13 protein-coding genes and 1 pseudogene are annotated in these 14,831 nt (G+C 74.2%); 5 read left to right on the forward strand and 9 right to left on the reverse strand.

What is annotated here, in order from left to right; all coding sequences use genetic code 11:
* Positions 1–60 precede the first annotated feature (60 nt).
* Positions 61–645 carry a TetR/AcrR family transcriptional regulator gene (locus tag ACF053_RS07910; RefSeq protein WP_391953048.1) on the reverse strand — a complete coding sequence of 195 codons (585 nt, stop codon included), beginning with the start codon at positions 643–645 and terminating at the stop codon, positions 61–63.
* Positions 646–792: 147 nt separating this feature from the next.
* On the opposite strand from ACF053_RS07910, the gene ACF053_RS07915 reads away from it, so the two are divergent.
* Positions 793–3,225: a beta-glucosidase family protein gene (locus ACF053_RS07915; RefSeq protein ID WP_391953049.1), complete on the forward strand. Its 2,433-nt coding sequence runs from the start codon at positions 793–795 to the stop codon at positions 3,223–3,225.
* A 16-nt stretch (positions 3,226–3,241) separates the two neighbouring features.
* Here ACF053_RS07915 and ACF053_RS07920 read toward each other — a convergent pair.
* Positions 3,242–4,277 (reverse strand): annotated as a pseudogene (locus ACF053_RS07920) (aldose epimerase family protein).
* Positions 4,278–4,303: 26 nt separating this feature from the next.
* Positions 4,304–5,182: a GDSL-type esterase/lipase family protein gene (locus ACF053_RS07925; RefSeq protein ID WP_391953211.1), complete on the reverse strand. Its 879-nt coding sequence runs from the start codon at positions 5,180–5,182 to the stop codon at positions 4,304–4,306.
* A gap of 274 nt (positions 5,183–5,456) precedes the next feature.
* Here ACF053_RS07925 and ACF053_RS07930 point away from each other — a divergent pair, with 274 nt between their 5' ends.
* Complete coding sequence (locus ACF053_RS07930; protein ID WP_058942246.1) at positions 5,457–5,951, forward strand: DUF3145 domain-containing protein; 495 nt, start codon at positions 5,457–5,459, stop codon at positions 5,949–5,951.
* A gap of 120 nt (positions 5,952–6,071) precedes the next feature.
* On the opposite strand, the gene fabF is transcribed toward ACF053_RS07930, so the two are convergent.
* The 5 genes from fabF to ACF053_RS07955 form a co-directional block, all read right to left on the reverse strand.
* The gene (gene fabF, locus ACF053_RS07935; protein ID WP_391953050.1) at positions 6,072–7,334 is read right to left on the reverse strand and encodes a beta-ketoacyl-ACP synthase II; all 1,263 of its coding nucleotides are present in this window, start codon (positions 7,332–7,334) and stop codon (positions 6,072–6,074) included.
* A gap of 66 nt (positions 7,335–7,400) precedes the next feature.
* Entirely contained in the window at positions 7,401–7,649 is a 249-nt protein-coding gene (locus ACF053_RS07940) for an acyl carrier protein (protein ID WP_058942248.1), read from the reverse strand.
* Positions 7,650–7,732: 83 nt separating this feature from the next.
* Positions 7,733–8,734 (reverse strand): ketoacyl-ACP synthase III, encoded by a 1,002-nt coding sequence (locus tag ACF053_RS07945; RefSeq protein ID WP_391953051.1) that lies wholly within the window; start codon positions 8,732–8,734, stop codon positions 7,733–7,735.
* A 23-nt stretch (positions 8,735–8,757) separates the two neighbouring features.
* Positions 8,758–9,681, reverse strand: a complete 924-nt coding sequence (locus tag ACF053_RS07950; RefSeq protein ID WP_391953212.1) for an ACP S-malonyltransferase — start codon at positions 9,679–9,681, stop codon at positions 8,758–8,760.
* A 90-nt stretch (positions 9,682–9,771) separates the two neighbouring features.
* Positions 9,772–10,956, reverse strand: a complete 1,185-nt coding sequence (locus ACF053_RS07955; RefSeq protein ID WP_391953052.1) for a PucR family transcriptional regulator — start codon at positions 10,954–10,956, stop codon at positions 9,772–9,774.
* A gap of 60 nt (positions 10,957–11,016) precedes the next feature.
* On the opposite strand from ACF053_RS07955, the gene ACF053_RS07960 reads away from it, so the two are divergent.
* Positions 11,017–11,709, forward strand: a complete 693-nt coding sequence (locus ACF053_RS07960) for a pirin family protein (RefSeq protein ID WP_449336530.1) — start codon at positions 11,017–11,019, stop codon at positions 11,707–11,709.
* A 447-nt stretch (positions 11,710–12,156) separates the two neighbouring features.
* On the opposite strand, the gene ACF053_RS07965 is transcribed toward ACF053_RS07960, so the two are convergent.
* Positions 12,157–12,990, reverse strand: coding sequence for a serine hydrolase domain-containing protein (locus ACF053_RS07965; protein ID WP_391953054.1), 834 nt, complete (start codon positions 12,988–12,990; stop codon positions 12,157–12,159).
* A 67-nt stretch (positions 12,991–13,057) separates the two neighbouring features.
* On the opposite strand from ACF053_RS07965, the gene ACF053_RS07970 reads away from it, so the two are divergent.
* Both ACF053_RS07970 and ACF053_RS07975 read left to right on the forward strand, forming a co-directional pair.
* Positions 13,058–13,531, forward strand: coding sequence for a MerR family transcriptional regulator (locus ACF053_RS07970; RefSeq protein ID WP_058942254.1), 474 nt, complete (start codon positions 13,058–13,060; stop codon positions 13,529–13,531).
* Complete coding sequence (locus tag ACF053_RS07975; RefSeq protein WP_391953055.1) at positions 13,528–14,547, forward strand: aldo/keto reductase; 1,020 nt, start codon at positions 13,528–13,530, stop codon at positions 14,545–14,547. Before ACF053_RS07970 ends, ACF053_RS07975 begins: the two co-directional genes overlap by 4 nt.
* Positions 14,548–14,831 lie beyond the last annotated feature (284 nt).

Consider the following 14,831-nt stretch of genomic DNA (forward strand, 5'->3'; position numbering starts at 1 on the left):
GAGTCCTTCCGTCGGGTGGCCGCAGTATCGCCGCCGCCCGCACCGGGCGCCACCACGCGTCTACTTCACCTCCTCCCACCCCACCAGCACCATGAAGTCCCGGAACGCCGACGCCATGTCCACCGACTCGGGATCGAGCAGCCACTGGTACTGCAGCCCGTCCAGCACGGCCGTGAGCAGGGGCGCGGCCCGCTCCGGAGTGAGACCGCAGGGCAGCCGCTCACCGAACTCGGTCCGCAGCAACTCCGCCATGTCCGCCCGCACCGCGGTGTACCGCCGGACGAAGAACTCCCGAGCGGGGTGACAGTCCGTCACGCTCTCCCCGAGCAGCGCGGAGAAGGTCTGCACCATGCCCGGCCGCATCGCGTTGTACTCGACGAGGGTCGCCAGCAGGTCCAGCCGCCACCCGGACCGGCCGCTCGCGCCACCGCCGCCGGTGTCCCACCGGTCGCGCTCCTCCAACACCGCGACCAGCAGCGCCTCCTTGCCGGGGAAGTGGTGGAGCAGCCCCTGCTGCGTGAGCCCCGCCCGTTCGGCGACGGCGGCCAGGGACGCCCCCCGGTAGCCGCGTTCGGCGATGACCTCGAAGGCCGCGCGCAGGATGGCCTCACGGCGCTCCTCGCTCCTGGGCCTGGCAGCCGTCATGTCCGCGCTCCTCCCGTCGGTCCCGCAGCAGGACGGTACGGTATCCGGCCACGCTGGCATCACGAAGGAGTAACGACACCTACTGTCCGTCAGGTGGCCGGGTCACCATGGGTGCCGGCGACGCGGGACGGACCGGAAGGGACCACCATGACGGCGGACGAAGCGGTGGAGGCGGCGCTCGGCGCGCTCGACCTGGACACGAAGGCGCGCCTCCTGGCGGGCCGGGACATGTGGAGCCTCCCGGCCGTCCCGGCCGTGGGCCTGGCGTCGTTGGTCATGTCCGACGGCCCCGTCGGCGTCCGCGGCGTGCGCTGGACCGCCGACGACCCGTCCGTCACCCTGCCGTCCCCCACCGCGCTCGCCGCCGCGTGGGACCCCCGGCTCGCCCGCCGCGCCGGGCGGCTGCTCGCTCAGGAGGCCCGCCGCAAGGGCGTCCACGTCCTGCTCGCCCCGACGGTGAACCTCCACCGCTCCCCGCTCGGCGGCCGCCACTTCGAGGCGTACAGCGAGGACCCGTACCTCACCGGCGAGATCGGCACGGCCTACGTGCGCGGAGTCCAGGACGGCGGGGTCGCCGCCACCGTCAAGCACTTCGTCGCCAACGACGCCGAGACCGACCGCTTCACCGTCGACAACACCGTCCCGCCCCGGGCGCTGCGCGAGCTGTACCTCGCTCCCTTCGAGGCGATCGTCCGCGGCGCCCGGCCCTGGGCGGTCATGGCCGCGTACAACGCCGTCAACGGCGTCACCATGACCGAGCACCGGCACCTCCAGGTCGACGTGCTGCGCGACGAGTGGGGCTTCGACGGCGTCACCGTCTCCGACTGGCTGGCCGCCCGCTCCACGACCGGCGCCCTGCGCGGCGGCCTCGACGTCGCCATGCCCGGCCCCCACACCGTCTACGGCGAGGCCCTCGCCGCCGCCGTCCGGTCCGGGGAGGTCGACGAGGAGCTGGTGGACCGGGCGGTGCGCCGCGTGCTCCGCCTCGCCGCGCGCGTCGGCGCGCTGGAGGGCGCCCCACCGGCTGTCGCCGCACCCCCGCGGCACGTCGACGGCGAGGCGCTCGCCCGCGAGATCGCCCACCGCTCGTTCGTCCTGCTGCGCAACGCCGGCGGCGCCCTGCCCCTCGACCCGGCCCGCACCCGCCGGATCGCGCTCGTCGGGGCCGCCGCCCGCGACGCCCGCGTCCTCGGCGGCGGCTCGGCGCACGTCTTCCCCGCCCGGACCGTCTCGCCGCTCGACGGCCTCGCGGCGGCCCTGCCCGAGGGCGTCGCGCTCACGTACGCCGTCGGCGCCGACCCCGCCGACGAACCCGCCCCCGCCGCGGCCGGCTTCACCCTGCGCGCCGTCTGCCGCGACGCCTCCGGAGCGGTGCTCGCCGAGACGCCGCTGCCCTCCGGCCAGATCCAGTGGATCGCCACCGACCTGCCCGCCGGGGTCACCCACGAGACGCTCCACAGCGTCGAGATCACCGGCACGTTCACCCCCCGCGAGAGCGGCGCCCACGGCTTCGGCACCCGCGGCCTCGGCGGCCTCGCGCTGACCGTGGCCGGACGGACCCTCCACGACGGGGTGCAGACGGCGGGCGACGAGGGCGACCCGTTCGAGGCGTTCGCCGGCGCGCCCGCCGAACGCGGCACGGTCACCCTCGCCGAGGGCGTCCCCGTCGAGGTGTCCCTGCGCCACACCACGGGCGGCGGCCCCGAGTCACCGCTGCCCGCCGTCGTCTTCGCGCTGCTGCACCGCCCGCCGCGGCGCCACCCCGACGTGCTGATCGCCGAGGCCGTCGAGGCCGCCCGCGCCGCCGACACCGCCGTCGTGGTCGTCTCCACCACCGAACGCGTCGAGTCCGAGGGGTTCGACCGCGTCGACCTGCGGCTGCCGGGCCGTCAGGACGACCTGGTCCGGGCCGTCGCCGCCGTCAACCCCCGCACCGTCGTCGTGGTCAACGCCGGCGCGCCCGTGGAAACGCCCTGGCGGGAGGAGGTGGCGGCCGTGCTCCTCACGTGGTTCCCCGGCCAGGAGGGCGGCGCCGCCCTCGCCGACGTCCTCCTCGGCGCGCAGGAGCCGGGCGGCCGCCTCCCGACGACGTGGCCGGCCGCGCTCGCCGACGCGCCCGTCACCGACGTCACCCCCGTCGACGGCGAACTGCGCTACGCCGAGGGCCCCTACATCGGGTACCGGGCCTGGGACCGGGCGGGGGGACCCGCGCCCGCCTACCCCTTCGGCCACGGCCTCGGCTACACCACCTGGGAGTACGAGTCCCTGGACGTCACCCCCACCACCGCCCGGGTCCGCGTCCGCAACACCGGCTCCCGCCCCGGCCGCGAGGTCGTCCAGCTGTACGTCGCCCCCCGCGCCGACCGCGTCGAGCGCCCCGCGCGCTGGCTGATCGGCTTCGCGACGGTCGAGGCCGCGCCCGGCGCCGCCGCGGAGGCGGAGATCCGGCTGGCGCCCCGCCTCTTCGACGTGTGGGACGAGGAGACGGGCGCGTGGACCGCCGTACCGGGCCGGTACGAGATCCGCGCGGGCCGCTCCCTCACCGACGTGCGCCTGAGCGTCTGCCTGGAGCTCGACTGAGCCCCGGCCGCCGGGCTCAGCGCACCCCGAAGCCGTACTGCGTCCGAGACGCGTGGACCTCGCCCGGCCGCAGCACGGTGCTCGGGAACTCCGGCCGGTTCGGCGAGTCCGGGAAGGCCTGCGTCTCCAGGGCGACCCCGTCCAGGTGGTCCGGGGCGTACACCCGGAGCCCGGGCTCCGTCGTCCGCACCGTCACCGCCCGCCCCGTGGCGGGCGCGCACAGCTCGGCCACCGGCCCGGCCGTCCCGCCCGGGCCGGTGGCGACGACCCCGCCCGCGGCCCCACCCACGGCCACGCTCCCCGCCGTGCCCGCGGCCCCACCCACGGCCACGCTCCCCGCCGTGCCCGCGGCCCGGTCCAGGACGAAGTCGTCGTCGAGGCCGGTGCCCACGGGCCGCGGCGTGCGGAAGTCCAGCCGGGTGCCCGCCACCGGGGCCGGCTCCCCGGTCGGCACGCCCGTCGCGTCCGACGGCGTGTGGTGCGTGGCGGCGACCCACAGCTCGTGCGCCCCGCCGAGGTTCCCGTACGCGTGGTGGGTGGGGTTCACCACCGTCGGGGCGTCGGTCACCGCCCGGTACGCGACGCACAGCGCGCCGTCGCCGTCGCCGTCGCCGTCCAGGGTGTACGTCGCCGAGACCTCCAGCCGGCCGGGGAAGCCCTCCTCGCCGTCCGGGCTCACCCGGGACAGCCGCACTCCGGAGTCGACCTCCGTCGCCTCCCACACGTGCTTGTCGAAGCCCCGCTCGCCGCCGTGCAGACTGTGCGGGCCGCCGTTGCGCGCGAGCCGGTGGGTCCGCCCGTCCAGACGGAAGACGCCGTCCCGGATGCGGTTGACGTACCGCCCCACGAGAGCGCCGAAGTAGGGCTCCGGCCGCTCCTCGTACCCGGCGACGCCGTCGAAGCCCAGCACCACGTCCGCGACGGTCCCGTCCCGGTCCGGCCGCTCCACCGACCGCACGATCCCGCCGTACCTTGGGACCCGCGCGCGTCCCGGCCCGCTCCAGCGTCCAACGGTGCACCGCCGCGCCGTCGGAGAGCCGGCCCCACTCCACGACCGGTGTGATCGCGCCGGCCGAACCTACGCGGGCGGCTCCGCGGCCGTGACGGCGCGGTAGGCGATCTCCGCCAGCCGTCCCTGCCCGTCCCGGCTGGGGTGGAAGACGTCCCACGGGCTCAACTGGCCGCTGCCGAAGCGGTAGTCGAAGACGGCGCCGCCGTCGTGGCGGCAGCGCGCGTCACGGGCGCACACGTCGCGCAGCACGCCGTTGTACGCCACCACCCGCTCGCGCACGGCCGCGCGCCGGGCCGTGGCCGCCGCGCCGAGGTCGTTCGCGTCGGCGAGCATCGACCCGCACACGCCCATCGGCCACACCTGCCGGCCCACCGGGTGGTCACGGCCCGTCGACCACAGCCGGTGCAGGTCCGGCACGCTCGCCACGTACAACTGCGCCCCGGGCGCCGTCCGCCGCAGCGCCGCCACCGCCGACTCGAACGCCGCCCGGAAGTCGGCCACGGGCGTCATCAGGTCCACGGACGGGCGGCAGGCGTCGTTCGCCCCGACCATGACCGCGACCAGACCCGGCTCCTCCGCCGCGGCCAGCGCCATCTGCGCGGGCAGCTCCGCGACGCGGGCGCCCGACCGGGCCAGGTTCCAGCTGCGCGAGGGCAGGGCGGACGCGCCCAGCAGCCGCAGCGCGAGGCTGTCGACGCCGGCGTCGGAGCCGGTGGCCCACGACACCTCCGGGCAGTCCGCCAACACCCCGCACGCGTCGAAACCGCGGGTGATGGAGTCGCCGACCGCGGCGACCGAGGTCGGCCGGGTGTTCCACAGGGGCGTGGGGGAGGGGCTCGGCCGCGCCGCGGTGGCCCGCTGCCGCGCCCCGTCCGCCCCGCCACGGTCCGGGGAGGCGACACACCCGGACAGCGCCGCACCGCAGAACAGCGCCGCCGCGGCCACGACGGCGGCGGCTCGGCGCCCCCCGGACGGGCGTACGCGGGCGGGGTCCTGGCGAGTGAAAGCTTCGTGTCGAGGAGCCACGGGACCGACCGTACGTCATCCCAAGAGACCCGGCGCACGGTAGCTTTTCCCCGTCGAACCAGACGCGCCTGGCCGACCGGCTCCGGTAAATTACATCACGTCACAAGCTGTCCCTTTTGTGGAGTTTCGCTCCCGATGCTGTTTACTGAGGCCGCTGGGAAAAGGCGAACCTCGTCCCACCCTGGAGGTCCCGGTGACGACACGTGGAGTCCTGTACGTCCACTCCGCGCCGCGCGCGCTCTGTCCGCACGTCGAATGGGCGGTCGCGGGAGTGCTCGGCGCGAGGGTCCAGCTCGACTGGATCCGGCAGCCGGCCTCACCGGGCACCTGGAGATCCGAGTTCTCCTGGCGTGGTGAACCGGGCACGGCCTCCAAACTCGCCTCCGCGCTCCGCGGCTGGCAGATGCTCCGCTTCGAGGTGACAGCCGAACCCTGCCCCACCGCCGAGGGCGAGCGCTACAGCGCCACGCCCGTCCTGGGCATCTTCCACGCCGTCATCGGCATCCACGGCGACATCATGATCCCCGAGGACCGGCTGCGCGCCGCCCTCGCCCGCTCCGCCCAGGGCGAGACGCTCCTGGAGGCGGAGATCGCCAAGCTTCTCGGCAAGCCGTGGGACGACGAGCTGGAGCCCTTCCGGTACGCCGGCGAGGGCGCCCCCGTCCGCTGGCTGCACCAGGTCGTCTGACCGCCCGCCGGGCCACCCGGCGCCCGCCACCGCGCGCGTCCCCCCGACACGGAGGAAGGCCCCCGCCCAGCAGGGCGGGGGCCTTCCTCACGCACGGGCCGGGGTGTCCCGGGCGCGGGATCAGACCGTTCGGAAGGCGAGGACCACGTTGTGGCCGCCGAAGCCGAACGAGTTGTTGATCGCCGCGATCGTGCCCTCGGGCAGCGGACGGGGCTCGCCGCGCACGATGTCCGCGTCGACCTCCTCGTCGAGGTCGTCGACGTTGATGGTCGGCGGGGCCGTGCGGTGGTGCAGCGCCAGGACCGTCGCGACGGTCTCGATGCCGCCGGCACCGCCCAGCAGATGACCCGTCATGGACTTCGTCGCGGAGATCGCGACGTGCTCCAAGTCGTCACCGAGGACCTTGCGCAGCGCCTTCACCTCGGCGACGTCGCCCTGCGGCGTCGACGTGGCGTGGGCGTTCAGGTGCACGACCTCCGACGGCTTCAGGTCCGTCGAGTCCAGCAGGTTCTGCAGCGCGGCGGCGATGCCGCGGCCGGTGGGCTCGGGCTGCGCGATGTGGTGGCTGTCGGCGGACAGGCCCTGGCCCAGCGCCTCGCAGTACACGCGGGCGCCGCGTGCTGCGGCGTGCTCGGCCGACTCCAGGACGACCACGCCCGCGCCCTCGCCCAGCACGAAGCCGTCACGGCCCTTGTCGTACGGGCGGGAGGCCTTCTCGGGCTCGTCGTTGTTCTTGGACATCGCCATCATGTTGGCGAACGCCGCGATGGGCAGCGGGTGGATGGCCGCCTCGGTGCCGCCGGCGACGACCACGTCGGCGCGGCCGGTGCGGATCATCTCGATGGCGTAGCCGATGGCCTCGGCGCCCGACGCGCACGCCGACACCGGGGTGTGGACGCCCGCCTGGGCGTTCACCTCCAGGCCCACGTTCGCGGCGGGGCTGTTCGGCATGAGCATGGGCACCGTGTGCGGGGAGACCCGCCGGGAGCCCTTCTCCTTCAGTACGTCGTACTGGTCGAGCAGGGTCGTCACGCCGCCGATGCCGGAGGCGATGACGGAACCGAGGCGCTCCGGACTGACCTTCTCGTCCTCGCCGGCGGGGCCGGAGAAACCGGCGTCCGCCCACGCCTCGCGCGCCGCGATGACGGCGAACTGGGCCGAGCGGTCCAGCTTGCGGGCCAGCGGCCGCGGCAGGACGTCCAGCGGTTCAACGGCCACGCGGGCCGCGATCTGCACGGGCAGCTCGGCGAAGCGCTCGCCTTCGAGGGGCCGGACGCCGGAACGCCCGGCGACCAGACCCTCCCAGGTCGAGGCGGAGTCGCCACCCAGCGGTGTGGTTGCGCCGATACCGGTGACGACCACGGTGCGATTGGTCGGGCTCACAGGAATTCTTTCTCCACGTGTATGAGGTATGCGTGAATGCGGCGCCACCGCCGGGTGGCGATCCGATCAGGCCTGGTGCTTGAGGATGTAGTCGGCAGCGTCGCGGACCGTCTTGAGGCCCTTGACGTCGTCGTCCGGGATCTTCACGTCGAAGCGCTCCTCGGCGGCGACGACGACCTCGACCATGGACAGCGAGTCCACGTCCAGGTCGTCCGTGAAGGACTTGTCCAGCTCGACGTCCTCGGTGGGGATGCCGGCGATCTCGTTGACGATCTCGGCGAGACCCTCGACGATCTCTTCCAGGGTGGCGGCCATGTTGGCGCTCCTTCGGTGTGTAGCTCTGTGCTTCTCAGAGGATGTGACGGCGTCCGTACCGGTCGGAGGACCGGAACGTGTGCCTAGGGGAGGGTAACGACCGTCGCGGCGTAGACGAGCCCCGCCCCGAAGCCGATGACGAGCGCGGTGTCCCCGCTCTTCGCCTGCCCGGTCGCCAGGAGCCGCTCCATCGCGAGCGGGATCGAGGCGGCCGAGGTGTTGCCGGTGGTCTCCACGTCGCGGGCGACCGTGACGTGCTCCGGCAGTTTCAGCGTCTTCACCATCGAGTCGATGATCCGCATGTTGGCCTGGTGCGGGATGAAGACGTCCAGGTCGGCCGCGGAGATCCCGGCGGCGTCCAGCGCCTGCTGGGCGACCTTGGCCATCTCGAAGACGGCCCAGCGGAACACCGCCTGGCCCTCCTGCGTGATCGCCGGGAACTTCTCGACCGTGCCGTCACGGTAGTCCGTCCACGGCACCGTCTGCTTGATGGTCTCGGACTTGTCGCCCTCGGAACCCCAGACGGTGGGGCCGATCTCCGGCTGCTGCGCCGGGCCGACGACGACGGCGCCCGCGCCGTCACCGAACAGGAAGGCCGTCGCGCGGTCCTCCAGGTCGGTCAGGTCGCTCAGCCGTTCCACGCCGATGACGAGGACGTACGCGGCGGAACCCTCGACCACCATGCCCTTCGCGAGCGTCAGGCCGTAGCCGAAGCCGGCGCAGCCCGCCGAGATGTCGAACGCGGCCGGCTTGCTCGACGTGATCCGGTCCGCGATCTCGGTGGCGACCGCCGGGGTCTGCTTGAAGTGCGAGACGGTGGAGACGATGACCCCACCGATCTGGTCGGGGCTGATCCCGGCGTCCGCGATGGCCTTGCCCGCGGCCTCGACCGACATCGCGGTCACGGTCTCCTCGGGCGAGGCCCAGTGCCGGGTCGCGATGCCGGAGCGCGAGCGGATCCACTCGTCCGACGAGTCGATCTTCTCGAGGATCACCTCGTTCGGCACGACACGGGTGGGCCGGTAACCGCCGACACCCATGATGCGCGCGTACGGGGCGCCCTTGCTGGGCTTGATCTTCGCCATGCTCTACGGCTCCTTGCTCCGGTTCAGGAGGCGGCGCCGGCGTGCTCGGCGATGAGCGCGCGTGCCGCGTCGAGGTCGTCGGGGGTCTTGAGCGCGAGCGTCTTGACACCGGGCAGGGCGCGCTTGGCGATACCGGTCAGCGTGCCGCCCGGGCACACCTCGACCAGCGCCGTCGCACCCAGCCGCTGGAACGTTTCCATGCAGAGGTCCCAGCGGACCGGGTTCGCGACCTGACCCACGAGACGGGTGACGACGTCGGCACCCGAGGCGACGGTCCGCCCGTCCTTGTTGGAGACGTAGGCGACCTTCGGGTCCGCCGGGGACAGGCCGCGGGCGGCCTCCTCCAGCTTCGCCACGGCGGGCGCCATGTGGTGCGTGTGGAACGCGCCGGCGACCTGGAGCGGGACCACGCGGCGGACGCCCTCGGGCTTGTCCGCCTCCAGCGCGGCCAACTGCTCCATGGTGCCGGCGGCGACGATCTGGCCGGCGCCGTTCACGTTCGCCGGGGTCAGACCGAGCTTCTCCAGATGCGGGACGGTGACCTCCGGGTCGCCGCCGAGCAGGGCCGACATACCGGTCCGGGTGACGGCGGCGGCCTCGGCCATCGCCACACCACGGGTCCGGACGAGCCGCAGCGCCGCCGTGTCCTCGAGGACACCCGCGAACGCGGCGGCGGTGATCTCGCCGACGCTGTGGCCCGCGACGGCGCCCGGCGCGACCTCGCCGAGCGCGGCGGCGGACAGCAGTCCGGCGGCCACCAGCAGCGGCTGGGCGACCGCCGTGTCGCGGATCGCCTCCGCGTCGGCCTTCGTGCCGTAGTGGGCCAGGTCCAGTCCGATGGCCTCCGACCACGCGCCGACACGGTCGGCGGCGCCCGGAAGATCGAGCCAGGGAGTCAGGAAGCCGGGCGTCTGAGCGCCTTGGCCGGGAGCGACGAGTACGAGCACCCTCACACTCTCTCTTGTGGACGGTCCTCTACGCCCGTGGGGACTAGGACGAAGAACCGTCGGGTGAATTGTTGGTCCCCCACAAAAGCCTTAGGACTGGGTGTCGCCGTCGGCCAGACGCCCCAGGATCAGCGCGATCCGCAGCGTGAACGCCGACCGTACATCGGACGGTGACCACCCGGTGACATCGGTCACACGACGGAGCCGGTAGCGCACGGTGTTCGGATGGACGAAGAGCATCCGGGCCGCCCCCTCCAGGCTGCTCGCCTGCTCCAGGTAGACGCTCAGGGTCTCCAGGAGCGCCGAGCCGGCCTCCTCCAGCGGTCTGTAGATCTCCTCCACCAGCTGCTCCCGGGCGGCCGGGTCCGAGGCGATGGCCCGCTCCGGCAGGAGGTCGTCGGCGAGGACCGGACGCGGTGCGTCCTGCCACGCCGAGCACGCCTTCAGGCCTGCGGCCGCCGCCTGCGCGGACCGCGTCGCCGCCAGCAGGTCCGGCACCACGGGCCCCGCCACGACGGGCCCCGCCGCGTACGGGCCGATCAGCGCCTTCGCGACGGCCAGCGGGTTGTCGCTGCCGCCCGCGATGACCACCAGTCGGTCGCCGAGCACACCGGTCAGGACCTGCAGCTTGGCGTGGCGGGCCGCGCGGCGGATCGCCTCCACGGTCAGCTCGCTGTCCCCGTCCGGCGCGGTGCCCAGGATCACGCACACGTGCTCCGGGGAGTTCCAGCCGAGCGCGGCGGCCCTGCTGACCGCGCCCTCGTCCGCCTCGCCGGACAGCACCGCGTTGACGACGAGGGACTCCAGGCGCGCGTCCCACGCGCCGCGCGCCTCGGCGGCCTGCGCGTAGACCTGCGCCGTCGCGAAGGCGATCTCCCGGGCGTAGACCAGCAGTGCCTCGCGCAGCACCGACTCGTCACCGGGAGCGGCGACCTCCTCGATCGCCGACTCCATCACCTCGATCGTGGTCCGCACCATCTCGACGGTCTGGCGGAGCGTGATCGCCCGGGTCAGCTCGCGGGGAGCCGTGCCGAACACGTCGGTGGAGATCGCCTGCGGGGTCTCGGGGTGCCGGAACCACTCGGTGAACGCCGCGATGCCGGCCTGCGCGACGAGGCCGATCCAGGAGCGGTTCTCCGGGGGCATCGCCCGGTACCAGGGCAGCGCCTCGTCCATGCGGGCGATGGCGTTGGCGGCGAGCCGTCCGGAGGACTGTTCGAGGCGTTTCAGGGTCGCTGGGTGCGGGTGGGCGTCGTTCGCTGCTGGTTGGGGCACGGGACAAGACTGCCTTATCGGGACGGCGGCCCGTCCAGCCGGTCTACCGTTGGCCCCGTGATGTCCATACACAGGGCCGCCGACCGGTACCCCGGAGGCGACGCGGCCGCCGGGATCGAGACCCGGCACGCCTTCTCGTTCGGCCCGCACTACGACCCGGACAACCTGCGCTTCGGGGCGCTCATCGCCTGCAACGAGGAGCGCCTCGCGCCGGGCGCCGGCTTCGACGAGCACCCGCACAGCCACACCGAGATCGTCACCTGGGTCGTCGAGGGCGAGCTGACGCACCGCGACTCCGCCGGGCACGCCACCGTCGTACGACCCGGCGACGTCCAGCACCTGAGCGCCGCGGCCGGCGTCCGGCACATCGAGCGCAACGACGGCGCCGCCCCGCTGACCTTCGTGCAGATGTGGCTGGCACCACTGGAGCCCGGCGGCGAACCGTCGTACGGCATCGTGCGGGGCCTCGCCGACGCCGCCCCGTACGCCCTGCCGGCCGCGGGCGCGGTGCTCCACGTGCGCCGCCCCGCCGCGGGGGAGCGCACCGCCGTCCCGGACGGCGACCTCGTGTACGTGCATGTGGTGCGCGGCCGGGTGCAGGTGGCCGGCGAGGGCGCGGCCGAGGAGCTGGGCGCGGGTGACGCGGCCCGCATCACCGGGGCGCGCGGCGTGGAGCTGGCGGGGGTGCCGGGGGCCACCGGGGCGACGGCGGCCGAGGTGCTGGTGTGGGAGATGTCCCACCCGGCGCGCTGACGAGGCGGGCAGGGACGGGCAGGCTACTGGCTGACGGTGCTGACGGTGCTGACGGTGCTGACGGTGCTGACGGGGTGCATCGTGCGGACCGGGCCGGCCGAACCGTCCGGGGCTGGGAGCCGGCCGGGGCCGGGCGTTCAGGCCGCCGGCGGTGGAGAGCCGAGGGCCGGCCGGGCCCTCCTGGCCGGGCCCTCCTGGCCGGGACCTCCTGGACCCGGCGCCTCGCGGGCGCCCGGTTTCTCGTGGGCCCCGGTGCTTCGTGGGACCGGCGGCGCCAGGGAGGTCCGGGCCTCCGGGGTCGCGGGGCCAGGGCAGGCTGCGGCCCGGAAGGCATCCTGAGGCCTGGGAGGCCTGGGAGACCTGGAAGGCCCGGAAGGCCTGTGGGGTCCGGGAGGCTGGGGGCTCGGCGGGCGTGGGACTGTGGTCTGGGAGGCCGGAGGCGCGGGGTCAGGCGCGGGTGGTGCCGCCGGAGCGCAGCTCGGCGAGGACCGCGTCGGTGAACGGCGGCCACGCCTCGACCGCCCACGGTCCGAAATCGCGGTCGGTGAGCGCCACGCACGCCGCCCCGGCGTCCGGGTCCACCCACAGGAACGTCCCGGACTGCCCGAAGTGCCCGAACGTCCGCGGCGACGACGAACCACCCGTCCAGTGCGGCGTCTTGCCGTCCCGGATCTCGAAGCCGAGCCCCCAGTCGTTGGGCCGCTGATGGCCGTAGCCGGGAAGGATGCCGGTCAGGCCCGGGTGTACGACCGTCATGGCCTCCAGCACCGTGCGCGGATCCAACAGCCGCGGCGCCTGTACTTCCGCCGCGAACCGCACGAGGTCGTCCACGGTCGACACGCCGTCCTTCGCGGCCGACCCGTCCAGGGTCGTCGCCGCCATCCCGAGCGGCTCCAGCACCGCCTGGCGCAGGTACTCACCGAACGGGATGTCGGTCGCCTTCGCCACGTGGTCCGCCAGCACCTCGAAACCGGTGTTGGAGTAGATCCGGCGCGCGCCCGGGGCGGCCATGACCCGGTCCTCGTCGAAGGCGAGACCGGATGTGTGCGCCAGCAGGTGCCGGATCGTCGCGCCCTCGGGCCCGGCGGCCTCGTCCAGCTCGACCGCGCCCTCCTCGTAGGCGACGAGCACCGCGTACGCCGCCAGCGGCTTGGTCACCGAGGCGAGCGGGAACCGGTGCGCCGTGGGGCCGTGCGCCCCCACCACGGTGCCGTCGGCACGGACGACTGCGGCGGCCGCGTTCGGCACGGGCCAGTTCTCGATCATCGCCAGGCTCTGCATGCGGACGAGATTACTTGCTCGCCGCGGCACTTGCTTCGAGTGCACTCCAAGGTCCTAGCGTGGGGGCATGACGGTGATCGAGAGCACTCCGCCGGCCACCCCCACCACCAGCGACGTCTGCACCGCCCCACCACCCGCGCACCCTCGCCCCGACGGGCAGGACCGCTACACCATCAGCGAGGTCGCGGCGTGGACCGGCCTCAGCGCGCACACCCTGCGCTGGTACGAGCGCATCGGGCTCATGCCCCACGTCGACCGGTCGGCCACCGGCCAGCGCCGCTTCACCAACCGGGACCTGGACTGGCTCGTCCTGGTCGGCAAGCTGCGGCTGACGGGCATGTCCGTCGCGGCGATGGTGCGCTACGCGGAACTCGTCCGCGCGGGTCAGCACACGTTCGACGAGCGGCGCGCCCTGCTGGAGGCCACCCGCCGCGACGTGCTCACCCGCATCGCGGAACTCCAGGAGACCCTCGCCGTACTCGACATGAAGATCGACATCTATGCGGGCGCCCGACCGGCGCCGGAAAGGGCAGCACGATGACCTCCGGACAGACGATCCCCCAGGTACGGCTCGGAGCGACGGGGCCGGTGGTCGGCGTCCAGGGCCTCGGGGCCATGGGCATGAGCGAGTTCTACGGCGACACCGACGAGGCCGCCGCCCGCGACACCCTCGACGCGGCCCTCGAAGCCGGCGTCACCCTCATCGACACCGCCGACATCTACGGCCGTGGCGCCAACGAGGAGTTCCTCGCCCCCTTCGTCGCCGCCCACCGCGACGAGATCACTCTCGCCACCAAGTTCGCCGTCGTCCGCACGGACGACCCCGCCCACCGCGGCCTGCGCAACGACCCCGCCTACATCAGGTCCGCCGTCGAGGGCAGCCTGCGCCGCCTCGGCGTCGACGTCATCGACCTCTACTACATGCACCGCCGGGACCCCTCCGTGCCCCTCGCCGAGTCCATCGGCGCCATGGCCGACCTCGTGCGGGAGGGCAAGGTGAAGCACCTGGGCCTCAGCGAGGTGACCGGCGACGAACTGCGCGAGGCCCACGCCGTACACCCGATCGCCGCCCTGCAGTCCGAGTGGTCGCTGTTCTCCCGCGACGTCGAGCAGAGCGCCGTCCCCGCCGCCGCCGAACTCGGCGTCGCCCTCGTCCCCTACTCGCCGCTCGGCCGTGGCTTCCTCACCGGTGCCTTCACCGACGCCTCCAAGGAACTCTCCGAAACCGACTACCGCTACGCCCACCCCCGCTTCTCCGGCGACAACGCCCGCCGCAACGCCACCCTTCTCGAACCCGTCCGCTCCATCGCAGCCGCCCACGGCGCCACCCCCGCCCAGGTGGCGCTGGCGTGGGTGCACCAGCGGGCGGCCGTACACGGCCTGGCCGTCGTCCCCATCCCCGGCACCCGCAAGCGCAGCCGCCTGTCGGAGAACACCGCCGCCACCCACCTCGTCCTCACGGACTCGGAACTCGACCTGCTGGAGCCCATCGCCGACCAGGTCGCCGGCAGCCGCTACGCGGACATGTCCAGCACCTCAGCCGCCCGCGAGAAGTAACCCACCGACCGACCCCCGCCCCATCGGCCGCACCGCCCTGTCGCCCCACCGGCCGGACTGACCGCACACGGCACCACCACACGGCCGAACCGCCCCGTGCCCCACCGGCCGGACCCGCCACGCGGCACCTGACCGAACCGCCCCGCGCCCTGGGGGCCGTCGGGCCACACCACGTCCCACCGGGCCGGGTGCGTCCGCGGCGGGCCCGCCAGGCCGGCCCCGCCCCCGGGCTTACCGCCGCCCGCCACGGGGCCGGGCCCGCCGGGGGCTGCGGGGGATCGGTC

The sequence above is a fragment of the Streptomyces kanasensis genome, from assembly GCF_043077165.1.
Lineage (GTDB): Bacteria > Actinomycetota > Actinomycetes > Streptomycetales > Streptomycetaceae > Streptomyces > Streptomyces changanensis.